The sequence below is a fragment of the Pseudoalteromonas sp. P1-9 genome, assembly GCF_001399975.1.
Lineage (GTDB): Bacteria > Pseudomonadota > Gammaproteobacteria > Enterobacterales > Alteromonadaceae > Pseudoalteromonas.
Map to the genome: position 1 here is coordinate 1 of NZ_LKBD01000052.1, position 24472 is coordinate 24472.

At 41.2% G+C, this 24472-nt stretch carries 22 protein-coding genes and 1 pseudogene; 11 read left to right on the plus strand and 12 right to left on the minus strand.

Annotated elements, in window-relative coordinates; all coding sequences use genetic code 11:
- The coding region (locus AN214_RS20265; RefSeq protein WP_161805702.1) for a TetR/AcrR family transcriptional regulator at positions 1-413 on the minus strand (413 nt) is incomplete at its 3' end.
- A gap of 133 nt (positions 414-546) precedes the next feature.
- Between AN214_RS20265 and AN214_RS20270 the strand changes: the two genes are divergently transcribed.
- Both AN214_RS20270 and AN214_RS20275 read left to right on the plus strand, forming a co-directional pair.
- Positions 547-1647, plus strand: a complete 1101-nt coding sequence (locus AN214_RS20270; RefSeq protein WP_054981380.1) for an efflux RND transporter periplasmic adaptor subunit — start codon at positions 547-549, stop codon at positions 1645-1647.
- 11 nt (positions 1648-1658) lie between these two features.
- On the plus strand, positions 1659-4718 hold the full coding sequence (locus tag AN214_RS20275) for an efflux RND transporter permease subunit (protein WP_054981381.1): 3060 nt from the start codon (positions 1659-1661) through the stop codon (positions 4716-4718).
- Between the two features lie 73 nt (positions 4719-4791).
- Here AN214_RS20275 and AN214_RS20280 read toward each other — a convergent pair whose 3' ends face one another.
- Together AN214_RS20280 and AN214_RS20285 are read right to left on the minus strand one after the other, a co-directional pair.
- Positions 4792-5607, minus strand: coding sequence for a hypothetical protein (locus AN214_RS20280; RefSeq protein ID WP_054981382.1), 816 nt, complete (start codon positions 5605-5607; stop codon positions 4792-4794).
- A 1-nt stretch (position 5608) separates the two neighbouring features.
- Positions 5609-6490: a PHB depolymerase family esterase gene (locus AN214_RS20285; protein ID WP_054981383.1), complete on the minus strand. Its 882-nt coding sequence runs from the start codon at positions 6488-6490 to the stop codon at positions 5609-5611.
- A 118-nt stretch (positions 6491-6608) separates the two neighbouring features.
- Here AN214_RS20285 and AN214_RS20290 point away from each other — a divergent pair, with 118 nt between their 5' ends.
- Positions 6609-8609 carry a winged helix-turn-helix domain-containing protein gene (locus tag AN214_RS20290; RefSeq protein WP_054981384.1) on the plus strand — a complete coding sequence of 667 codons (2001 nt, stop codon included), beginning with the start codon at positions 6609-6611 and terminating at the stop codon, positions 8607-8609.
- A gap of 124 nt (positions 8610-8733) precedes the next feature.
- Here AN214_RS20290 and AN214_RS20295 read toward each other — a convergent pair whose 3' ends face one another.
- Positions 8734-10815 (minus strand): S8 family serine peptidase, encoded by a 2082-nt coding sequence (locus AN214_RS20295; RefSeq protein WP_054981385.1) that lies wholly within the window; start codon positions 10813-10815, stop codon positions 8734-8736.
- A gap of 468 nt (positions 10816-11283) precedes the next feature.
- On the opposite strand from AN214_RS20295, the gene AN214_RS20300 reads away from it, so the two are divergent.
- Positions 11284-11733: an RDD family protein gene (locus AN214_RS20300; protein WP_054981386.1), complete on the plus strand. Its 450-nt coding sequence runs from the start codon at positions 11284-11286 to the stop codon at positions 11731-11733.
- A 54-nt stretch (positions 11734-11787) separates the two neighbouring features.
- On the opposite strand, the gene AN214_RS20305 is transcribed toward AN214_RS20300, so the two are convergent.
- Positions 11788-12663 (minus strand): LysR family transcriptional regulator, encoded by an 876-nt coding sequence (locus AN214_RS20305; protein WP_054981387.1) that lies wholly within the window; start codon positions 12661-12663, stop codon positions 11788-11790.
- Between the two features lie 176 nt (positions 12664-12839).
- Between AN214_RS20305 and AN214_RS20310 the strand changes: the two genes are divergently transcribed.
- A complete protein-coding gene (locus AN214_RS20310; protein WP_054981388.1) occupies positions 12840-13988 on the plus strand; it encodes an S-(hydroxymethyl)glutathione dehydrogenase/class III alcohol dehydrogenase in 1149 nt (382 codons plus the stop codon).
- A gap of 66 nt (positions 13989-14054) precedes the next feature.
- Positions 14055-14894, plus strand: a complete 840-nt coding sequence (gene fghA / locus AN214_RS20315; RefSeq protein WP_054981389.1) for an S-formylglutathione hydrolase — start codon at positions 14055-14057, stop codon at positions 14892-14894.
- Positions 14895-14932: 38 nt separating this feature from the next.
- On the opposite strand, the gene AN214_RS20320 is transcribed toward fghA, so the two are convergent.
- The 4 genes from AN214_RS20320 to AN214_RS20335 all read right to left on the minus strand — a co-directional run bounded on the left by AN214_RS20320 (position 14933) and on the right by AN214_RS20335 (position 17596).
- Complete coding sequence (locus AN214_RS20320; protein WP_054981390.1) at positions 14933-15526, minus strand: hypothetical protein; 594 nt, start codon at positions 15524-15526, stop codon at positions 14933-14935.
- Between the two features lie 367 nt (positions 15527-15893).
- On the minus strand, positions 15894-16526 hold the full coding sequence (locus AN214_RS20325) for a hypothetical protein (protein ID WP_054981391.1): 633 nt from the start codon (positions 16524-16526) through the stop codon (positions 15894-15896).
- A 288-nt stretch (positions 16527-16814) separates the two neighbouring features.
- Positions 16815-17123: a DUF2007 domain-containing protein gene (locus tag AN214_RS20330; RefSeq protein ID WP_054981392.1), complete on the minus strand. Its 309-nt coding sequence runs from the start codon at positions 17121-17123 to the stop codon at positions 16815-16817.
- The gene (locus AN214_RS20335) at positions 17120-17596 is read right to left on the minus strand and encodes a GNAT family N-acetyltransferase (protein ID WP_054981393.1); all 477 of its coding nucleotides are present in this window, start codon (positions 17594-17596) and stop codon (positions 17120-17122) included. The genes AN214_RS20330 and AN214_RS20335 overlap by 4 nt, the downstream gene beginning before the upstream one ends.
- Before the next feature lie 34 nt (positions 17597-17630).
- Between AN214_RS20335 and AN214_RS20340 the strand changes: the two genes are divergently transcribed.
- From AN214_RS20340 to glsB, 4 genes are all read left to right on the plus strand, one after another.
- Entirely contained in the window at positions 17631-17951 is a 321-nt protein-coding gene (locus AN214_RS20340; protein WP_054981394.1) for a hypothetical protein, read from the plus strand.
- 84 nt (positions 17952-18035) lie between these two features.
- On the plus strand, positions 18036-18266 hold the full coding sequence (locus tag AN214_RS20345) for a hypothetical protein (RefSeq protein ID WP_054981395.1): 231 nt from the start codon (positions 18036-18038) through the stop codon (positions 18264-18266).
- Positions 18267-19130 (plus strand): hypothetical protein, encoded by an 864-nt coding sequence (locus tag AN214_RS20350; protein WP_054981396.1) that lies wholly within the window; start codon positions 18267-18269, stop codon positions 19128-19130.
- Between the two features lie 117 nt (positions 19131-19247).
- A complete protein-coding gene (glsB, locus tag AN214_RS20355; RefSeq protein ID WP_054981397.1) occupies positions 19248-20165 on the plus strand; it encodes a glutaminase B in 918 nt (305 codons plus the stop codon).
- Between the two features lie 4 nt (positions 20166-20169).
- Here the strand turns inward: glsB and AN214_RS20360 are convergent, their stop codons facing one another.
- The 3 genes from AN214_RS20360 to AN214_RS20370 are packed head-to-tail and all read right to left on the minus strand — an operon-like array spanning position 20170 to position 24118.
- Positions 20170-21735 (minus strand): sugar porter family MFS transporter, encoded by a 1566-nt coding sequence (locus tag AN214_RS20360; protein ID WP_054981398.1) that lies wholly within the window; start codon positions 21733-21735, stop codon positions 20170-20172.
- Entirely contained in the window at positions 21725-22735 is a 1011-nt protein-coding gene (locus AN214_RS20365) for a LacI family DNA-binding transcriptional regulator (RefSeq protein WP_054981399.1), read from the minus strand. Before AN214_RS20365 ends, AN214_RS20360 begins: the two co-directional genes overlap by 11 nt.
- Positions 22736-22777: 42 nt before the next feature.
- Positions 22778-24118 carry a GH1 family beta-glucosidase gene (locus AN214_RS20370; RefSeq protein ID WP_054981400.1) on the minus strand — a complete coding sequence of 447 codons (1341 nt, stop codon included), beginning with the start codon at positions 24116-24118 and terminating at the stop codon, positions 22778-22780.
- A 208-nt stretch (positions 24119-24326) separates the two neighbouring features.
- Here AN214_RS20370 and AN214_RS22575 point away from each other — a divergent pair.
- A pseudogene (locus tag AN214_RS22575) lies at positions 24327-24472 on the plus strand (glucose/galactose MFS transporter); the annotation flags it as partial.

The following is a 24472-nucleotide window of genomic DNA, read 5'->3' on the forward strand; positions in this document are numbered from 1 at the left end:
GGAATGCTGCCTCTCAGCGGGCCAAAGTGATAGATAAGTTCACCTACTTCCGGTAGTTTTGGCACAATATTGGTCACTAAGCGGAACAATTTCACCATGGTTTCGGATAAAAAGCCTTGGGCAAAACCATAACACACCTGACTAAGCGCTTGTTGCGGCGGCAAGTCGTAATCGATGTTAAGCAAAGTGCCCACTTGCACTTCGGCTTTTTCACGAATAACTGCAAGTAACAGCTTTTCTTTATTACCAAACTCACTGTAAATATTGCGCCTTGAGCCGCCCGATTCGCTAATAATCATTTCAAGCGAGGTATTGTCGTAACCATGTTCTAAAAATAGCGTTTGTGCTACTGCGAGGATTTTTTTACCGCGCTCTGATAACGGTTTTGCATTTAAAATTTGTTCTAAACTCAAGACTGTACCTATTAATTGTAAAAACATGGTTGACTTTGGTACTACATGGTACCAAAATATTTGGTACTGCATAGTACCAAATTAACTTACTCAATTTGTGCTTATAAAATTAGCACCTTTTACAGGAACCGTTATGCGTTTATTTTACGTTGTTGCGTGTATTATCACGCTTGTTGGCTGTTCAAAAGAAATCGAACACTCTGAACCTCCTATCCGCCCAATCGCATGGACAGCGGTGAAAACCTCAAATTTTGAACAAGTGCGCACGCTTTCGGGCATTGTTGCCCCCGTTGAAAATGCCAGCTTAAGCTTTGAAGTAAACGGTAAAGTTGAAAAGGTGTTTGTAAAATTAGGTGATACAGTGAGTAAAGGCCAACCGCTTGCCAAGCTTAATCAGCTCACGTTTCAGTTAAGTTTTGAGTCTGCATCAGCGCAGGTGAAACAAGCCGAAGCGGCGCTTCAAGAAGCGCAAAATGAATATGAGCGATACAAAACACTGAGCGAACAAGGTTTAGTATCTAAATCAGGTTTTGATAATTCAAAATCAGCGTTTGAATCTGCCAAAAGTGCTGTGGATGTTGCCAATGCTCAGCTTAATATTGCGCGCAAAAACGTACAAGATAGTGAATTACTGGCACCTTACGATGGCGTTATCACCAAACGTTTAATTGAACCCTCACAGCAAGTTGCCGCAGGCCAATCCGTATTTGAAATTGAAGGCCAACACGGCTTTGAAGTACGTGTAATGGTGCCTGAGAGCATAATCCATGACTTAAACAGCGATATGACCTTAAAAGTAACCTACCCGGTTATGCCACAGCTTGAAATGAAAGGGCATATTTCTGAAAAAGGTACCCGCGCTGAATCGGCCAATGCGTTCCCCGTCACCGTAATTTTAGATGAAGAAAATTCCGTGCTACGCGCTGGTATGACCGCCGAGGTTGAATTTGTTTATCAAGGCATGGGGCGTACTGGTTACACTGGCCCCAGTATTCGTATTCCGGTGAGTAGCCTTGGTGCTGATGTGAAACAAAAAGCCTATGTGTTTGTGTTTAACCCTGAAACTCAGCTATTGGAAAAACGCTTTGTACAAACCGAAAACGTTATCAACAATGAAGTGATTATTTCTAAAGGCTTAAACGACAAGGAAATTATCGCCACGGCAGGCATCGCCTTTTTACGCGATGGGCAAAAAGTGTCGTTACTTGATAACGCCGTGCAGCGCTTTAATTAAGGAGCGCTAAGATGAATATTACCGCTTTAGCGTTTAATTATAAAAAACCCGTATTACTTGTGGTGGCGCTATTAATGCTAAACGGCATTTTTGCGTATTTTACTCTGCCTGCTCAGGAAGATCCGACCATTACCATTCGTGAAGCCATTGTTAGCACGCAGTTTCCAGGTATGGCACCGGATCGGGTTGAACAGCTGATCACACGAAAATTAGAAGAAGAAATCCGCAAAATTCCGGAAGTAAAAGAAATTAAGTCGTCGTCATCTACGGGGCTTTCGACTATTCACGTAAAAATTTACGACCGTTATTTTAACCTCGACAATATCTGGCAAGACTTACGCAACAAAGTAAATAATGTCCAAGGAAAACTTCCACAAGGTACGTTACCATCGTATGTAAATGATGAGTTTGGTGATGTGTCGGTGATCACCCTAGCGCTAACCGCCGATGGCTTTGATATGGCCGCAATGTACGATATTGCACAGCATATTCGTGATACCCTCTATGGTGTTGAAGGCACTAAAAAAATTGAAATTTTAGGCGCCAAAGCCGAGCGTATTTACCTTGAAGCGTCAAATGCCAAATTAGCACAGTTAGGAATTTCGCCTTTAGCGCTAATCAACGAACTTAAAAACCAAAATATTGTGCAGTCAGGTGGCCGAGTTGATACTGGTAGCCGCAGTTTTATTATTGAACCAAGCGGGAACTTTAATAGTATTCCTGATATTGAAAATACCTATATTACCATTCCGGGCACTGAAGATTTTATTGCTTTAAAAGACATCGTGACGATTAAAAAAGGCTATATCGACCCACCTGATAAACTGGCTTATTTTAATGGAAAACCGGCAATTTTCTTTTCAAATGCGATGTTGCCAGAGTACAATATTTTAGAGTTTGCGCCGCGCTTTAAAGCCAAAATAGCTGAAATTGAACAGACATTACCGATTGGCTATCAACTCGATATTGCCACTTACCAAGCCGACCAAGTTGCAAAAACCGTGAAAGGGGTATCAATTAATGTGCTACAAACACTGGCGATAGTGCTTGTTGTGGTAATTCTTTTCTTAGGGCTACGCACCGGCTTAATTGTGGGTGCTATTGTGCCGCTCGTGATGCTAGTAACCCTTGCCATTATGCAATACAGCGGCATCAAGCTTGAGCGCATGAGCTTGGCGACTCTTATCATTTCGCTTGGTTTACTGGTTGATAACGGCATTGTTATTGCCGAAGATTTTAAACGCCGTTTAGAACAAGGCATCGATCGCTACAATGCCATGGTGCAAGGATGTAAAGAGCTGGCAGTTCCGCTACTTAGCTCGTCAGCCACCACCATTTTATTCTTTTTACCGCTAATGCTGGCGGAGCATGTCGCGGGCGAATACACCCGTTCAATCTCATTGGTGATTTTAATTACCTTGCTAAGTAGCTGGGTATTAGCACTTACAGTAACGCCAATTTTAAGTTACTACTTTATTAAAGTGCCAAAAACGACCAGCAGCGATAGCAATGAATTTGGCAAACTAACCAGCTACTATGGAAATTATGAGCAGTTTTTACATTGGGTGTTAAAACACAAAGCCCTGTTTATGGCGGCGATGTTTATACTGTTTATTGGCGCTGGCGCATCAATGAAATTTGTTGCCAAACAGTTTTTCCCAAATTCAGATCGTACTCAAGTACTCGTCAACATCGATTTACCGCGCGGTACGTCATCACGCGAAACCAATCGCCAAATGCAGGAAATTTTCACTTGGTTTAATAACAAAGAGCAGTTTGACTATATTGAAAGCTTCTCAGGCTATGTTGGTTTTAGCGGGCCGCGTTTTGTACTCTCACTCAACCCGGAAGACCCTGCAGAAAACAAAGGCTTTATTGTACTGAATGTGACACCAGAAACCGATATTGCTTCGCGGGTATTAGAGCTAGATACGCAAATTGAAGCACGTTTTCCAAATATTTCTGCGCGCGTGCGTAAAATGTTTTTAGGCCCATCAGATTCGTCTATTTTAAAAGTGCAGGTAAAAGGCCCTGATAAAGAAGTTATTTATCAAAAAGCGCAAGAGATTATGGCGGTATTACATGCTGCGCCTAACTCGCTTAATGTGCGCACCGATTGGGAAAACCTGATCACCAAAATCTCGGTTAAAATTGACCAGCACCGAGCAAAACGTGCAGGCCTTACGTCAAGTGAAATTGCGCAAGCGCTTGACAGCTACTTTAGCGGCGGTGTAATTACTAACTTTCGTGATCAAGATGAGATCATCCCTATTGTGCTGCGCGCTGGTGAAAACGAGCGAAATAGCCTTGATAGACTGCGTACGTTAAATGTGTATTCAGAAAAATCTGGCCGTGCTGTACCGTTATTTCAAGTTGCTGACTTTGAGCCTGTGAACCAGTTTTCTATTATTCATCACGAAGATATGTTCCGCACCATTAGTATTGAAGCACGCAACACCAAGCTTTCAGCAGAAGATTTTAAAGCACTTGTTGATGAGCAAATTCAACTACTTATGCATGACTTACCGGTGAATCACACGATTGAATACGATGGCGTAATAAAAGAATCAAAAGCGGGCCAAAAAGCACTGAGTGCCAATATGCCTATGGTGCTTGGCTTTATTATTATTTTATTGGTGGCGCAGTTTAACTCGTTTAGAAAAGCCATGGTGATTTCGCTCACTATTCCCCTTTCATTTATTGGTGCGGTAATTGGTTTGTTAGTGATGCAAGCCCCATTTGGTTTTATGGTAACACTTGGCCTTTATAGCCTTGCGGGGATTATTATCAATAACGCGATTGTGTTAATTGACCGTATTGCGATAGAGCAAGCCGAGGGTAAAAGCGAGTATCAAGCGATTATTGATGCGTGCTTAACACGCCTTCGCCCTATTGCCATGACCACCATCACTACCATGATGGGTTTACTGCCACTTATTATTGGTCAAGATCCGCTGTTTTACGGTATGGCCTGTGTAATTGCCTTTGGTTTAGGCGTAGGCACAGTTTTAACCTTGGGCGTAGTACCTGCGCTTTATGCTGGGTTCTACCGCGTTAAAAAGCAGGACTAACGCATATAAAAAAGCACAAGAGTTTGCTTAGCGCAAACCTTGTGCTTTGCTACTAGAGATATTAGCGCGCACGCTAATTCTGTGAGGATTGAGAAAAAGGACACGGTGGCAGTTGATAAATTACTTCTGATACTACCTGCGCCATAAGAAGTTGCTCGTCAGCGCGCACACCATTAACTGGCGTTAAAACTACTGAATCGACTCGTTGTCCGGTGATCACCTCAGCAAACACTAGTGCTGTTAAGTATTTACCCAATGGCGCAGCGTGATTACCATCGCTAGCATGAAGCCTAAGATTAGGCATTAACTGCAAAACACTATCCCAAACAAGGCCGACTGGCGCTAGACAGCTCGCCTGTTTCGCAACAATATCGGAATGCAGACCATAAACATATTGGGCTTCTGTCGTATCGCCACGCTGGGGGTGCTCAGGAAATAATATTGGCATAACATTAAGCTCCTTTGCGTTGGCTATCCATTTTTCTGCCGCCGTAGTTGAATACGTTGTCTTACGTGATTGTGAATATTTTTGCCCTTGCAAAATAAGGTGCGTCCAGTTGCCGCTTACAAGCGTGTGAGTTGCACTGCTACTTCGAATGCTATCATCTAAAAAACCACTACCAATAGTTTCAGATACTGTCTGTTTTTGGGGAGTTAACTGAGTAATCACTTTATTAATATCAGCGCCTAGCCCTGCAACATGGCTATTGCCCGTTATTGCAACGCGGTACGAATTAACACTTTGATTGTTAGGAACTTCACCGTTGTATTTAGGCTTAAGTTGCCAGTTTATATCATCAATTGTTTTACTAATGTCATTCAGTGTTTTTGCTGAATCTGAACATGCAACCAATGCACATGAAAACATTAACCCAAATAATGCACGCATGTTAGTTCTCCAATGCCATACTCGATTGGTAAATTTCGTAAAGCGCATCTGATAAATAATCTGATTCGTGAGGCACGGTGAACAACTTAGAGGATGCTACAGGTGTCGCACACTGTTGCCAACTATTGGTAACGGTACCACTGCTGTCAGTAGTGACCGCAGGGTGAGTTATTTGTTCAAATTGCGCGGCACAACCGTTAATACTAAGCCAGTGATTAATCGTATCCTCTACACTTTTAATGTTACCACTGGCGCGGCCATTAACCGGCACTTCCATATCTGTTGGGCTATGTAGATGATGAATTGCTACTGCCGTGGTGGTTGAGCATGCAGCAAAATCACCACGATATTGCCCCGCCAATGCAACAATACCAACTAACTTTTCAGGAATGTGACACGCTAAGGTATAAGCCATAAAACCACCAGCAGAATAACCGAAGATACGTGCTTTATCGCCTTCAACTGTATAATTGGCATGAGCGTAATCAATTAAATTGGCGATGTAATTGCTATCATCACCGATGTTAGCATCTGTATTGCTATCCCACTGCCATGCGCTGCCATTGCCATTTGGACTAATGACTAAGTACCCTTTTTCTTCAAGCATGTTTGCATTAAAAATATCGGCTACTTTTGCCATATAACCGGGTGCACCATGCAAAGTTAGAATTAGCCCTTTGTACTCTTTGCTCGTATCACCAAAGACCAAATTTTGTCGGCCATCTACACCAATACACTCAGCACCATCAGGAATAGCTTGTGCAGCACATAAGCTCTGTCCGTTTGAGTTATTATCATTAACTGGATTTACTGTTTTACTACTGCCGCCACACGCTGAAATAAGGCATGTAGTTAGTACTAAAATTGAGGTTGTTTTTTTCATTTTTTGTAATCTCGGTTTTGCTATAAAAACGAGATTAAAACTAATCAAAAGCTGTTATTGTTGCTTAATTAAGTTATGATAATTTGATAATGAAATTATAATAACTATTAAAATCATAATGATAGAAGGTTCATTTAGCTTCGATGCTATTCAAGTTAATACGCAAACAAATACCCTAACCATCAATGGAAAGGTGACTGAATGCGAGCCGAAGTTATTTGAGTTACTGATTTTTTTCTGCCGCAATAGCCAACGAGCCTTATCGCGCGACGAACTAATTGAACATGTTTGGCAAGGCAGAGTGGTGAGTGATGCGGCTGTAAATCGCGCAATTAGTCAGCTCAGAAAATTAATTGAGCCCGAACCAACAAAACCAATTTATATTGTAACGGTAAGCAAAGTGGGTTATCGCTTTGCGGTTACACCCAGTGTATTAACAGCGCCAAACGCCGAAGTTAAACAGTGCCCAACTGCGAGCAAAAATAAGTGGCTAATCGGCTTAATTGCGATGATCGTGCTTATCTTTTTGTCGATGATTACTTTTTTGAGTAAACCTAATCACCAGCTCAAATTAACGAATCGTCACGTGCTTACTGAACAATTAGGCATGACGTTTAACCCCTATTTTGACGAGATTTCACAAACACTTTACGCCCTACATAAAAGCAATAACGCTGCAATAAGTAAGGTAGTGAAGCTAGAACAAAACGCCAGCTTAACGCCCCTGTTAAGCGATAATTTCTATTACACCGATGTGATCGCAAACGGCGATTTTCTATATTTGGCAAGGCTTTCTAATTTAACTGAACGAGAATGTGCCATTGTTGAACTTAATTTAGTTACGCAACAACTTACTCAGTTACTTTCATGTGGAGCCAGTGTTGTGACCAATATGGCGCTCGATAGCAATAATCGTTTAGTTTATGCCTATCGAGAAAGTGCGTCAGCACCTTATAAATTAGTGGCGTTTAATATTCGAACTGCTCGCCAGCAACAACTGAGCTTTCCCGACAATAGTGGAAACAGTTTGGGGCACCGCATATTTGCTATCAGCAATAATCAGCTTGCCTACATTAATTACCATGCAAATAAGCCCGATAGTTTAGTGATTAAAACGCTAAATGATTCTAAGTCACTCTTTGAAGTACCCTTAATTGATCACTTGCAATCATTAAGCTGGTTTAATGATATTCTGCTTATTTCTGCAAAAGATGGGCTGTATCAGTATAATCGCGAGCAAAACACACTAACCCAGCTAGACTACTCAGATACCTTCAACCGAATTTTTGCAAGTAAAGACGCGCTTTTTGCCGAGCACTACGCCGTCATCTCAAACCTTTATCATATTACCGATACGCAAACGCCTCTGCCCATTACCAAACGTCAAGCCAGTATTTTACAATTTGCGCCATCCCCTATTAACGACCAACTCGTTTACGTTGAATCACTCAACGGTAAATTGAGCATTAAGCTGGCTGACAAACACACCAGCAAAACACTTAGTTTTGACAATACCATTGAGTATGTCGGTAATATCGCATGGTCATTTGACGCAACTGCGCTTGTTGCCAATATTAACGATCAAATTTATCACTACGATATGACAACATCACAGTGGCAAAAGATAAATCACACATTTGATACTATTCACTTTGTTGGCTTTAATGCTGACAACCAACTGTTTGTGAGTGCGGAGCAAAATCAAGAGTGGAATATATGGCAACTTGATTCGGCATCAAGCCAAGCCAAACAAATTACCTTTAATGGCGGCTATAGTTTCTACTTTGCTGAAAATACTCTTTATTACAGTAAATTTAGTCAAGATGGCTTATTCGCACGCTCACTTTTAACAAATGAAGAAAGGGTGTTAGTTAAAGATTTCGCACTATTACAGTGGCGCGATTGGCAGTATGTGAACAACAGCATTATTTATCGCACTAGCCTTGGTTATAAACGGCTAAATTTAGCGTCAAAGCAAACGACTGGCATCAGCTCATTGACAAAATATGGTCGTAACTTATGTCGTCAGTCTAACGTCAATCAGCAGTTTTTTTGCACATTACTGGATAACCAAATCAGCCAAATTTGGCAGATTGATATAAGCGAAAGCAAGCACTAAAAAAGGCAACCTGATGGTTGCCTTACGCCATTTGAGAATGGGTTTAGTATGATTAACCTCACCTTAGGATCGCAAAGCGTTAGTTAACTTCTTACCCCAAGTTTAGGTTAAATATGGGTTTAGGTTAATTACATGCACCTTCATTTTGCCATACATCCCAAGGGCCTGAGTTTTGCTCTGGGTTTGCACCTTGGGTCCACCATTTAGCTGAGTACAAACGGCCATTGTAAGATGCTTGTTCTCCAGTTAGAAATACTGTGCCGGCACTCCATGCAACCACACCGTTACAACCTGCACCAGTATCACTGCTTACAACTACTGATTGGCTTTTTGAGTGACTTAATCCTTCATTATCAGCAACTGTTAAACTTACGGTATAACTGCCCGCTTGGGAATAATTATGGTTCGGGTTGGTAGCGTTACTCGTTGTGCCGTCACCAAAGTCCCATGCGTAACTTACAACACCTTTATCGTCTGTAGCGGTTTGGCTAAACGCTACCGTTAATCCAGTTGCACTAAACGTAAAGTTTGAAACAGGCGCTTGATTTGCGTTGCCATCGCCACTGCATTTACCTGTGTTTTTCCAAACATTAGTATACACATCTGGCTGCGCCCCTGTTGACCACCAAGTTGCTTCATATCGATTGCTTTGATAAGCCACTTTATCACCGACTTTATAGGCTTTTGACGCCGACCAATTTGCTAGTCCGTTACATCCACCGCTTGAACCATCACTGATTGTGACGATGCTTGATTTGCGGTTAGTTTGGCCTTTAGTATCGGTAACCGTGAGGCTTACGGTGTAATCGCCAAACGTATTATAGGTATGGCTAGGATTTTGGCTACTGCTAGTCGCGCCGTCACCAAACTGCCATGCGTAACTGGTTATGCCTTTGTCATCAGTCGAGCTATCAGAAAATTGTGCAGTGTTGCCAGAAACTTGTACCGCAAAATTGGCAACAGGCTTTGCATCGCCTGTACCGCCGCCACAACTGCTACTCGCTAAATAATCATACGCCGCTTTGGCTTGCACAATACCATAGCCGTAAGAGGTATCACGTCCTGCTGCACCTTTATCTTTTGCCGTTGTATTTAACGCGTCGCGAATTTGCTGGTTAGAACAGTTTGGAAAGTGGCTCCATACTAATGCTGCCACACCTGATACATGTGGCGTTGCCATTGATGTACCGCTAATGCTTTTGTAGCCACTGTTGATCCATGTTGAATTAACACTCACACCTGGCGCAGCAATTTCTACTTGGCTGTTATATTGTGAGAACGATGCTTTACTTTCACCGCTATTCACCGCAGCAACCGATACCACTGCATCGTACGATGCAGGATAACTCATCGAACTATTGCCATCGTTACCTGCAGCCGCTATGTGCAACATGCCTTGCGCATAGCTGTTTGCAAAGGCTTGACGCTCAGCACTTGATTGACCTGAACCACCTAAACTCATACTGGTTACATTGGCGCCCGCTTGCTGACATTGTTCAATCGCACGAATTAAATCAGAGCCGTAAGCCCAACGTCCTTGGTCGTTAAACACTTTAACAATATGAAGGCCTAACTGATTAGATGGATTCACCCCAACAACGCCTTGGCCATTTCCGCCAATTGCCGCAATAGTACCCGCAACATGCGTACCATGGCCGTTACCATCGTTATACCAGTTACCAGTATCATTACTGCCATAACCATCATTACCTGTGATGCCGTTTGATGGTAAGTCTGGATGACCCAGTTGATAACCAGTATCCATAATACACACTTTGCGATTACCTGTAAGGTTGTCACTTAACTGATTAGCCTGCACCATACCAATACCGTAAGGTGTGCTTTCTGCAAGTAAGTAGCGTTTTGGGTCAACTTCCACCGATTGCACATCACTGCGGTTTAATAATTGCGCTCGCTCAGCTTGAGTTAATTTAAGTGCGACCGAATTAGTGCTCGGTAATACATGAATTGCCTGAGACGTAACACTGCTAGCTAACGATTGCAGTTTATTAAGCTTAAAAGCCTGTTGTTGCTGTGCATCTGCTGTAACCGGTAAACCCATTTTCAGTGAATCAGATTTAAGGGTAACAATAAATCGCTCTGAACTATCGGTATCAAGAGACACTTTATCCGCCGCAAGTGCTGTGCCTGCGAAGGTACTGCAAAGTAATAAAGCCTGTGTTGTTTTATTAAATTTTGCTTTCATAACGTTTGCCTTTTTGTTGTTGTGAAGTCACGCAAATAGTTAACAAACCATTTACAACATTCAAAAAAGCAGAAAAAAGACAGCGTTGTCAATTTTAATTATCAATATAAACAAATGTAAACAAATGAAAATAAATGCAAAAGCTGGCACGTAAAACTGGCTTTACAAGATGAGATAGTGTTTATCTGTACCGATTAAAGGGTTTAAAACGAAGAGCAAAAACTCTACCCACTTTAAATGTAAATTTATTGTTACTTTGGATATAGCAAAATCATCTTTCAAACACTTTTTAGGTACAAAAATAATCTATCAATAATCAAGTGAACGTCCAGCTTAGGTTATCAACGATTGATCAAAACACGCATTTTGCCGTTCGCAATTTAAATTCGCCGTTATTCATTTTTCAGCAATACAAAATCACTGACCGACTAGTATAAACCCATCAACAGGAAGCATACAGAGGTCGCCATGACATATTCAGATTATCAAACAGTTCAGCCCCGTATTGAATACGCCGGTTTTTTTAGACGCTTTGCCGCACTTATTTTAGATGGATTACTTTTTTCACTGGTAATTGCCGCATTCGCTTTTACCTTCTTCGATGATTATTTGCCATGGACGCCACTAAACTTCTTCGACTTTAAAGAGTTTATGAATCACGAAGTACTGCCTTTTATACTTACCGTAATGTTTTGGGTATATAAAGCAGCAACCCCAGGAAAAATGGCAGTGGACAGCAAAGTAGTTGATGCTGAAACGGGTGCCAAACCAACCGTAGTGCAAAGCATTATTCGTTACGTTGGTTACTATGTTTCAGCGTTACCGCTTGGTTTAGGATTTATTTGGGCAGCCATTGATGAGAAAAATCGAGCATGGCACGACTTACTCGCCGGTACTGTGGTTGTAAAACACGCCTAGTAGAATGATTTAAATAAAGTTAAATATAAAAAGACTTCCTAATCTTGGCCCGCGTTAAGCGGGCTTTTTTATATGCTGCTGTAAAAAGCGAATAAATAAATCGAGCTTAGAAGGCAACGCTCGATTATGACCATAAAGTGCCCAAATCCCTTCTTCTTTATCACGATAACTCGGTAATACTTCAACCAAATCGCCCCGCGCTAGTGCGTCGCCAACGTAATAATCAGGCAGTTGAGCAAGCCCTAAGCCACTTATTGCAGCATCTAATAAACTCACGCCTGAGTTACACTTTAATCGCCCGTTTACGCGAATATTACGCCCCTTTCCTTGTTGTAAAAACCGCCAATATTGATTGCTGCCTACCAAGCATTGATGCATAGCAAGCTCAGATAAAGTATGTGGCTCGCCATGGGTTGCAATATAATCAGGGCTTGCACAAACAAACATTTGTCGTGTTGCGAGCTTTTTTGCAATCAGGTTTGAATCGTTTAAGTGACCTAAACGAATAGCAACATCAATACTGCTATCAATTAAATCGAGTTTTTGGTTGGTTAACACTAAGTCGACTTCAACTTGCCCATGCAACGCTAAAAATTCGTTCACCAGCGGCGTAATATAGCGCTCTCCAAAGGTAACCGGGGCGGTGACGCGAATTTGCCCACTAATACCGTGCTGAATATTACTCACATTAAGTTCTGCCAGTGCTAAGCCTTCCACCAGCGGTTTACAGTCATAATAATATTGCTGCCCCATTTCGGTGAGCGACACCTTACGTGTGGTGCGTTGCAATAATTTAACGCCCAAGCGTTGCTCTAGTGCTTTGACTTTGCGGCTCACATTAACTACAGAGCTGCCTAGTTTATCTGCTGCCGCGGTAAAACTTTGTGTTTCTGCAACCGCAACAAATTCACTTACCCCAGTCCAATCCATTCTTTTTTATCTCATCGCTATTCTGATTACATTATTACATATATGAAATAATAATTTTCAATTTAGGGTGATTATCTTTTAATAAGAAATAAATAAACTAGTTACCAACAAAGTAGCAAATGAACTAGCCTTAATAGCTTCAGCTAGTTCGTCAAATCACATATGGGAAACATATTATGGCGTTAGATCTTAAACCAGGCCAAACATCAATAAAATCAAAAGCTGCGGTAGCTTGGGCAGCAGGCGAACCATTAAAAATGGAAGAAGTAGATGTACAATTGCCAAAAAAAGGTGAAGTACTTATTCGCATCATTGCAACGGGTGTTTGCCACACCGATGCATTTACACTTTCAGGTGATGATCCTGAAGGGATCTTCCCATCAATTTTAGGCCATGAAGGTGGTGGTATTGTTGAAATGGTTGGCGAAGGTGTAACAAGTGTTGCGGTAGGCGATCATGTAATCCCCCTTTACACTGCTGAATGTGGCGAATGTAAGTTCTGTAAGTCGGGTAAAACAAACCTCTGCCAAGCAGTACGTGAAACACAAGGTAAAGGCTTAATGCCTGATGGCACGACTCGTTTTTCACTTAATGGCGAGCCAATTTACCACTACATGGGTTGCTCAACTTTCTCTGAGTTCACGGTATTGCCAGAGATTTCTCTTGCAAAAGTAAACAAAGAAGCACCACTAGAAGAAGTGTGCTTACTTGGCTGCGGGGTAACGACTGGCATGGGGGCAGTGCTTAATACTGCGAAGGTTGAAAAAGGCGATACCGTGGCTATTTTTGGCCTAGGCGGTATTGGTTTATCAGCAATTATTGGCGCTCGCATGGCCGGTGCAAGTCGCATTATCGGTATTGATATCAATGAATCTAAGTTTGATTTAGCAAAACAACTTGGCGCGACAGATGTGATCAATCCACAAAACTTTGATAAGCCAATTCAAGAAGTGATTGTTGAAATGACAGACGGTGGTGTTGACTACTCATTTGAGTGTATCGGCAATGTAAACGTAATGCGCCAAGCACTTGAATGCTGTCACAAAGGTTGGGGTGAGTCGGTGATTATTGGTGTTGCCGGCGCAGGACAAGAGATTTCTACGCGTCCGTTCCAACTTGTTACAGGTCGCGTATGGCGTGGTTCTGCATTTGGTGGCGTGAAAGGTCGTTCAGAATTACCTGGCATTGTTGAACAATACCTTGCCGGTGACTTTGGCCTACAAGAGTTTATTACGCATACCATGTCACTTAATGATATTAACGAGGCGTTTGAGCTAATGCACAAAGGCGAAAGCATTCGCTCTGTAGTGCATATGGATAAGTAACTTAAACTCACCGCAATTTTAGTTAAAGCGCCTGACAAATGTTAGGCGCTTTTAAAAGGAAACAACATGTCATTAGAAGTGATAAGTAAAGCCAAAGTGTGTGGCGGTTGGCATAAACAATACAGCCATAAATCTATCAGCTTAAATTGCGACATGCGATTTGCCCTATTTTTACCGCCAAATGCATCAGCAGAAAGCCCAGTTCCCGTTCTTTATTGGTTATCTGGTTTAACCTGTACAGATGAAAACTTTATGCAAAAAGCTGGGGCATTTAAAAAAGCAGCTGAACTTGGTATTGCAATTGTTGCTCCCGACACCAGCCCCCGAGGTGACGATGTTGCCGACGATGAAGGCTACGACTTAGGTAAAGGCGCTGGGTTTTATCTCAATGCGACACAAACACCGTGGGAAAGTCATTACAAAATGTATGACTATATTGTGAAAGAGCTACCGGCGTTAGTGGAACAGCACTTTCCGGTGACTCAAACAAAATCGATTTCAGGCCACAGTATGGGCGGACATGGCGCGTTAACTATTGGCCTTAAAAACCAAGAACAGTACCGCTCTATCTCTGCATTTAGTCCCATTTCAAACCCTATGAACTGCCCTTGGGGACAAAAAGCTTTTTCAAATTATTTAGGCTCAAATAAAGAGTTTTGGCGCGAGTACGACGCATCTGAACTATTGGCAAGTGCTCAATCAAGATTGCCTATACTGGTTGATCAAGGTGACGCTGATAACTTTTTGCAAGAGCAATTAAAGCCTGAAAACCTGATTGCTGCTGCGAAGCAAAGCAATAGTGAAATAGAGCTTCGTATGCAAGCAGGGTACGATCACAGTTACTTTTTTATTCAAAGCTTTATTGACGAACACATTGCGTTTCACAGCAAATATCTAAAGGCGTAGATATTTCCGTTTAAAACGTAATGACTAAAAAGTGCAAGCTAACTTGCACTTTTTAGTTGTTTACGCAGTGAAATATTTTTGAGCCAACAGCCCAGCGATGGGAAAAACATCACTAGCACTAATATACCATCAGTAATAATAATGGTTACCGAATACAGCATGGCAATCCAATCGACACTGCCTTGTTCAACTACCATGTAATACCCATTTACTAAGAAATGAGCTGCGCCATTATAGAGCAGTATCATCACCATAATATCGACAGCATCCAAAAAAGGATTGGCTTGTTTGCACATACGCTGCACCACTAACATCACTAAAATGGCGGTTAAACTATCGAGCAGCGTATAGCTTACCGCAATGGCACGAAAACTATCGCCTTCATCAAAATTTCGATAAAAGTCATTTACACCGGCCATCAACAAGTCGGTTGATGAATATGACAATGCAACAATAGCAAATGCAAAACACACAAATTTAGGCACTTGCTGTTTAAGGTATTTTAAATAGGTTAAGCCTGCTGCAAGTAACATTAGCCAAGAATACAGGGCCGCAATTTTGCTGCCAAACGCAACATTATTTTCGCCAACACCGAATATAGACCAATACCAATCAACAAATGATTCGTACACAGCTACTGCTCTTTAGGTTTTTGACTTTTGTTGTATTTTACGCGAGTGGTAAACAATACAAACGCAATATACCAACTGAAAAACGCCAGAATAAACACCACCAACAGGGCCGGACTAACCGTATCTATCATAATATAAACAACTACTTTATTGCGTTAAGAGAAATGAAAGTGGCGATATTGTATCACTTGCGAATGGCGTTTAACAAAAGCGAGCGGCAATTATTGAGCGCGGTGATTGAGTATCAATCGTTCGAAAACCGAATCTGTATATGCTCAAGTCAGAAGCGATAAGTAGATTTTAAATTATAGTGTAAAGGCTCAAAACTCAGTTTAAATAAATCAAACTGAGTTTTAGTAGGCGGTTTCTAACTACTTGCATACCCACCACAACTTATTATGTGTGAGGTTTGCACATTCGGTTGCTGTGATGACGTAACACGGTTAGTTAGTAACAATACATTAATTTTTCCAGCTAGCGGTGAATCATCTAACGAGTAGCAATAACCATTTTCAATGGCGAGCATCTCATCGAGTGCAAACAAAAATGGCAGTTTTTCAGGGGTTGAATAATCAATAAAATGGCGTTGACAAGAATACTGCCACATACGTTGTAAGCTTGCGTCAACGTCTTGGCTATTTGTCGATGCCGATATAGGTGTGTGATGTAAAAATCGACCAAATGCTTTTTTACAGAATGTTTTGTACTCTCGCGTGTGTAATATGAACGCATGCCACGCAAGATCAACCGCTTTTGATGGCATTGCAACTGGCTGCCCTTTTGCCATATGACAAATCAAAAAATACTCGCGTAAATTCGCGAATACTAGTTCACACTGCTCATCAGAAAGCGAACTGTACTTTGCACGCAATGTTTGCTTAATTGTGTTTGGAAATTCAACATGCTCAATATATTTTTGCTGACTACTTTTAGAGCCAATCGCAAAATATAAGGTACTGATAATACTAAGCAACATACAAATAATAATAAATGCAGACATAAAGCCTCATACTGCTTTTTTAAAACTACGAAAGATATAGTACTTATATTATTAACCTAATTTACATAAAAAGTAACAACTATTTTACTTTTAATTGTAATGAGCTAATTACAATTTTATTTATTATTTAAATTCAGTAAGTTAAAAAATTTCAAAGCTACATTTTTGAAGCGTTCACACTTATACAACGCATAAAACGCTGTTTGTGTAGCTGTAAGTGAAATGTGTTTAGCGTGATGTAACAATCACGTAAGCGGTATCGCTAGGTGATCATAGATGACAACAAATTTAGCATGGTTTAGGGCTATCACAGTGCCAACAAAAATCAAATGCAGCTCCGTTTAGCTCGGTACAATGAGTACATTGCCAATCTGGTTGTGTACTCTCTAACGTGATTTGTGCCACTATCTCCTTCGCTTGCTTAACTTGAAACTGCGAAGCTACCCAGACCTCGGGCCATGTCTCAAAACAAGGAATTTCGCCACGCCCACCCGCTGCATACTGATTTTTAATTTGCGTTTTAATACCCGCATTTTGCAATGCAGTACTTACATTAACCACTAAGGTCAAATTTTCATGGGTGTATACAAGTGTCATTTAATTTCCTTTTGCATTGGCACACAACGCAGCACAGCACCGGTTGGCGATTCATAGTTGCGTGGCGTATCAGCAATAAAACCATAGGCACTATAAGCATTTACCGCATTTAATGTGGCGTCAAGAAATAGCTTTGTTAAACCGTGCGCTTTTGCTTTTTGCTCTAAAAAAGTCAACATAGTGCGCGCTAATCCCAAACCAAAATGCGACGGCAAAACAAATATGCCATCGATTTGCCCTGTCGTGAGGTCTACTTTACCCGTGCCGACAATTTCGTTACCCATTTGTGACACATAAAATGAATTTACAATCATATCGGTGATCACTTTATCGGCGCTAACGCCGGTCCACAAATCAAGTTGTGTGCTATCATACGCATCTTTACAGCCAGCCAAAATTGCTTGTTTTCGTACATTAAGCACCGCTGTAACATCCTGATGTTCGGCTTTTCTAATTATGACTGTCTGTTGCAATTTAACGATTCCTTTATCAGTTTAAGAAAATAAAATGACCTACGAGCAAGCATTAAATCAACTCATTACCTACGGCAGCGATATTAATAATGCATATCGTGTACTTGCTCAACAAACACAGCAACAAATTTTGCCGTTAAAAGTTTATAAACAGCACCTAAAACATGCGCTTAGTTTATATATCTCAGCGCAAATTGATGACGATGACTTAGTGCTGTGGGCTACCGTACTAATCAATCAAACAGCAATCGATAACAGTGAAATCGACGACTTTCTCTTTGCTCTAACTAACGATGACATGATGGGTGGAATTTCATCTGCGTCAATCAAAAAAATGTATTCACTTATAAAGTGAATACCACAAACTTGATTTACATTATATTGTTTTAACAAAAAAGCAGATAAACTACGGATTATTCATAACTTACAAAGTGTTCTTATGCGAAGCAAGGGACAAATTAAAAGCGAATTAATCACAATTCCAATATTACTGGTTGCCATCGTTTTGGTAATTGCCGGACACTTTATTATGAAACCCATTTTTTACGATAAAGCTTGGGCAGAATACAGTCTTGCAGCACTGCCGTTTTTAATGTTTGCATTGGTTATTTTAGCGTTTAAATTAGCGCTAAAAAACGACCAAAAAGAAAGCGATAGCGAACGGCTTTAAATGTCAGTTCAACTGCCATCATTTACCACAGCGAGCATTCCCAATGCGCCACGCGCTATCGCAAAAGGCAGCTCGTTAGCCGATCTATTAAATGATAACGCCATTTGCTTTCTGGCGCGTAATATTGAACTAGTCTATGGCGAATTTAATAGCAGGCAGTTTGTCGATGCCTGTCGTTTAGCACCGAGTGATTTGGCATTAATGGCAAAAGGCCAATTTATCGCAGCTACGTTGCATCAATTCCTTCCCGCACATTACCAAACTACGATTGATATTTTATTACGTACCTTGATTGATGCTGACGAAAGCTTAGAAGAATTCGGACTGGCGGGCTTTTATTACCTACCTTATAGCTTTTACATCGCAAACTACGGTTTAGATGCAAAATACAATAATGGAATCGACCCTTTCGATTTATCAATGCAAGCACAATATCAACTTACGCAACGCTTTAGCGCTGAGTTTTGCATTCGGCCTTTTTTAATAACGCAACAAGCGCGAACGCTTGAAACCCTTAATGAATGGCAATTCGATAGCAACCGACATATTCGCCGTTTAGTTTCAGAAGGTACTCGGCCAAAACTGCCGTGGGGAAAACGATTACCTGCGATTATTAACGATCCAACGCCCATTTTACCGTTTTTGTGCCATTTAAAGGACGACTCCAGCTTGTACGTTAGGCGCAGCGTAGCCAATAGTTTAGGAGATATTGCCAAAGATCATCCCGAGCTAGTTTTCGATCTGCTTGATTCTTGGGTAGGTTCAGCTAACACTGAGCTCAAATGGCTTATTCGTCATGCTGTCCGTTATTATGCCAAAAAAGACCATGCTCGCGCACTGGCACTAAGAATTGCCGCTAAGTAACGCGACACCTTTGCTCATTAGCTATATTAATTAGTTCAAATAAGTTCTTTTCGTTGGTGACAACTAGCTAAACTCATTTATAGTGATGAGCTTAATGCCAGAGTTAGAGGTTTTACAATGGATCAGATTACGTCGCTGCTTAACACTATAAATTCAGAATGTCGAAGCTTGTTCGGTCAAGGCCAAGTTGCAAATTACATTCCTGAACTTGCCAAAATTAAACCTCAGCAATTTGCCATGGCGGTACTTACTGTCAATGGTGAAATCTATACTACTGGCGATGCCAAAACACGCTTTAGCATTCAGTCTATTTCAAAAGTTTTAACCCTTTCGCTCGCACTGCAACGCTATGGTGAATCACTGTGGCAACGTGTTGGTAAAGAGCCATCAGGCACTGCGTTTAACTCGCTTATTCAGCTTGAGATGGAAAACGGCGTACCGCGCAATCCATTTATTAATGCAGGCGCGCTTGCCGTATGTGACGCGCTACAATCACGTGTAAGTGCCCCATTGCATCATTATTTAGAAACGGTGCGTCAGCTCTCAGGCAACAGTAAAATCAATTTTAATAAATCGGTTTCAAAATCAGAGTTTAAGCACCGTTTTCGTAATGCTGCAATGGCAAACTTAATGAAGTCATTTAATAACTTTGATAACGATGTAGACGCCGTGCTCAGTAATTACTGTAAATACTGCGCCATCGAAATGAACGTAGTAGAACTGGCTAAAACGTTTAGTTTTTTAGCTAATAAAGGGGTTTCACAAACCACAAAAGAGACCTTTATTTCACGTAAGCAAAACTCCCAAATGAACTCTTTAATGTTTACCAGCGGTTTGTATGATGCAGCAGGCGATTTCGCTTATCGTATTGGAATGCCGGGTAAATCGGGCGTCGGTGGTGCAATTTTAGCCGTGGTACCTGAGCGTTACACTGTGGTGGTGTGGTCACCTGAATTAAACCAATATGGTAACTCGGTAGCTGGCTTACATGCCCTAGAGCTATTTGCGAAAGAAATGGAAATACAGCTTTTTTAAGCGATTAGCACTTGTTTGACTGGCTTAAATACTCTAACGACTGGCCTTTTGTTTCTGGTAAAAAACGCATAATGATTACCAGTGCCAAGAACGCGAACACGCCATAAATTAGAAATGTGGTTGCCGCTCCTAAGGTTGCTAGCTCCCAAGGGAAAACCAGCTGCACTAAAAAGCTCACAAACCCATTGATTAGTGCCAAAAGCGAAATGCCAACACTGCGCAGTTCACTTGGAAACACCTCAGAAAAAAACACCCACATCACAGGTCCTAGCGACATTGCAAACGATGCAACAAAGGCAGTGATACCAAAAAGCACAAGACCTGCATTGATGTCGGTCGCACGCATTAACAATTCACTGCCCACTTGCCTAAATTGCTGCTCATCAATTGCTTCGACAACTGCATTTTTAAACGCAATGTCAGATGTATAGACTTTAGATAAAAGAGGTGAAAAACTTGAGGCATTTAGGTTCTGATGGGTTGCCACTAACGCAGCAACATCTTTATCATTAATTTGATACGTTGCCTGCTTAAAACCATAACTGCAAATAAACATGCTGATACATACCCCCACCAAACCAACGGTAAGTAATGGCTTTCTACCAAATTGATCAATGGTGATCAGCGCAACAAGGGTAAACAACACATTAATCGCACCAATCCAGCTTGCTTGTAAAAACGCTGCATCAGTACCGATACCACTTTGCTCAAATATCACAGGCGCATAAAAAAAGATAACGTTAATGCCTGATATCTGCTGCGCAATGGCTAGGGTAATTCCCATTAACAAAGCCAATCGCACCTTACTTGTGAAAAGCCCTTTAAAACGGGTTAAAAACGCGCTCTGCTGATTTTCAATTACGCTGATTTCTTGTAGCTGCGCATCCACTTCCGTTTTAGAAAACAACCTGTTAAGTACCGCTTTCGCATCGGCTTGATGATTTTTAAGCACTAACCAACGCGGGCTTTTTGGCAGCAAAAATAAAGCGAAAAACCACACCATAGCGGGTACTAATTCGAGTGCCAGCATAAAGCGCCATGTTTCAGCATGTATGCCTAACAAGGTTAATGTATTCCCCTCGGCATGCCCTAGCTGTAGCAATACGTAATTTGAGAAATACGATACCGATAAACCAATCACAATATTTAATTGGTTTATCGACACTAATCTACCGCGCGATTTGGCTAAGCTAATTTCCGCAATGTACATTGGCGTAATAAGCAATGAGCAAAACGCCAATCCACCTATAAAGCGCGCCAGCACTAAGCTTTCAAAATCACTGGCTATTGCAGAGAAATAAGCAGAAACAATATATAACAAGGCCACCGCAATTAAGGTATTACGGCGACCAAAATGGTCACTTAAAAACGCGGCAAAAAAGCTGGCAATAATTGCACCTAAAGTTGGCGCACTCACTACTAAGCCTTGTTGCCATTCATCGAGAGAAAATTGTTCTGAAATAAAGCCAATTGCACCGGAGATAACCGAAGCATCAAAACCAAATACAAACCCACCAAACGACGCAATAAGCGCAAATTTGGCTGAGGGAGAGATCCGATTAGCCAGCACGCACGGCTCCTAGCGAGTCGCGAATCACTAATTCAGGTTTAAACAAATGTGTGATTTCTGTATTAATCTTTTGCTGATAGATATTGCTAAGCACCCAATTAGCCGCCATTTCGCCCATTTTCGCAATTGGGTTATCTACTGTGGTCAATTTGGGATATAAATAGCGGGCAAATAACACATTATCGAAGCCAATAATCGATAAGTCGTCAGGAATACTGAGCCCTTTTTCACGTGCCGCCGTCATTGCGCCAGAGGCCATTTCATCATTTGCACAAACCAGTGCTGTAAATGATTGATTGGCTGAGCGCAGCACATTAAATCCAGCTTGTCCTTCCGATTCGTGATAACCACCCTCAAAGCATAAGTCACTATCGAATGGGATGTTTGCTTCTTGTAGCGCTTGTTTATGGCCTGCTAAACGTTGCTGTGCATCTTCTTTTAAATGAGGACCGCTAATGTAGGCGATTTCAGTATGCCCTTGTGCAATTGCCGCTTTGGTCGCTAAATAACCGCCTAATTGGTTATCAAGTACAATACAACGCTCTTTTAGAGATTCGATATCACGGTTGATCAGAATGATCTCGATGTTTTTTTCGAGTAACGATTTTAAATAGTCTTCAGATACTGCCTCAGCGTTTAAAATTAACGCGTCGCAACGGCGACTAATCAAAAACTCAATGGCTTGTTTTTCTTTTTCAGCTTCACTGTGACCTGCAGTGATCACCACATGTTTTCCCGCATCACGCAGCATAGATTCAATTGAGCTCATCATGTCGCCAAAAAATGAACCATGCAGCTCTGACACCAACAATCCCACACTATTAGTGCGGTTTGAGGCAAGTGACTGTGCAATCGCATTAGGTTTGTAGCCTAGCGCATCCATTGCTTTGTGCACTTTTTCTTTTGTGCGCTCGCTCACTCGGGCGTTACCGTTAATCACTCGAGAAACGGTCGCTAATGATACGCCAGCGGCTTTTGATACTTCGTAAATAGTTGCCATAAAAAAGAAAACTGTGTCTACATTCAATAAATTTAATGGTTATTAGTTTGAATTTCTAGCGTTTATTAGTGCTTTGTACGCAAGTGCGCTTTGCTTTAATGTGCGTTTTTGCGTTTTATAATCAACATGCACTATGCCAAAGCGCTTAGTATACCCTTCTGACCACTCAAAGTTATCTAATAAACTCCACACAAAATAGCCTTTTATTGGCACCCCGTGCTGAATTGCTTGTTCAACCGCCAATAAATGTTCGTCAATGTAATCAATACGTGCCAAGTCATTCACTTCACCATCCAAAATTTCATCATCAAATGCTGCGCCATTTTCAGTAATATAAATATTTGGCAATTGAAAACGCTTATTTAAGTCGGTCAGTAAATCAACAAAAGCACTTGGTACAACTTCCCAGCCCATGGCCGTTTTTGCATATTCATTTGAATCCACTTCTTTAAACAGTACATTATTGCCTGCTTGATAAACCTTACGGGTGTAATAATTAATACCAATAAAATCGAGCGGTGCAGCGATAATTGCCATATCGCCTGCAGCAATTTCTGGTTTTACATCGTCAGGTAATAAATCAGTAATACTTGGATATCGCCCTTCAAGTAGCGGCATTAAATACCACAAGTTCATATATTCATCGGCATAACGACAGGCAAGCAAGTCTTGATTTGAATCTGTTAATGGGTAACAAGGCGAGAAATTAAGCACAATACCGTTTTCAGTACTTGGGCTTAAACGGTTTAATACTTCCATTGCTAAACCATGCGCTAATAGTAAATTGTGCGCAGCAATTTTACCGGCCTTTTGGCTTGTATGCCCAGGCGCATGAATGCCTAACTCATAGCCTAAATACGCTGAGCAAAAAGGTTCGTTTAAGGTTGCGAAAGAATCAACATAAGCAGCAATATATGGCGTGACCGTTTCCACATAATTAGCAAATTCGTAGGCGGTTTGACGGTTTAACCAGCCCCCTTGGCTATCAAGATAATCTGGTAAATCCCAGTGATAAAAGGTAACAAAAACCTTCATACCGTGTGCTTTTAACGCTTGAAACAAGTTGATATAAAACTTAACACCTTCAAGATTTACCGTACCGTCTTCCAACATAACGCGACACCATGACAACGATAAGCGATACGCATCAACACCAATATCGGCCATTATTGCAACATCCTGTTGCCAGTGCGCAATATGTTCGCAACTTAGATCACCATTACTGCTATCGGCAATCACGCCATCTTTTTCGCAAAAGGAATCCCAGTTTGCCTTTAATCGAGTATTTCGAGCACCTTCAATTTGATACGACGATGTTGCCACACCAAAAATGAAATCTGGCTGCATCATATTACTCGTTGTGGCTAAGCGAAAATGCTTCATGGTATTTAACACCTTGTTTTATGGCTACTTTACTTGTTAGCACTTACCTAAAAGCGAATCAAAACCTGATTTATATTTGATATTTTAAATGCTTTCTGCAATTATCAAACTACAAATGTAAGCGCTTACATAATTTAAATGTAAGCGCTTACAGCAAAAAAATCAACTGGAGATCATCGTGAGCTCACCCAATCCAATAAATCAGACTATGCAAGTCGAGGCTAGCAACACCTCAAACACTCAGTTTGCACTCGTTGCTTTAACTAGCCTCTTCTTTATGTGGGGCTTTATTACTTGTCTTAATGACATTTTAATTCCCTATCTAAAAGAGGCCTTTACCCTTAATTACACTCA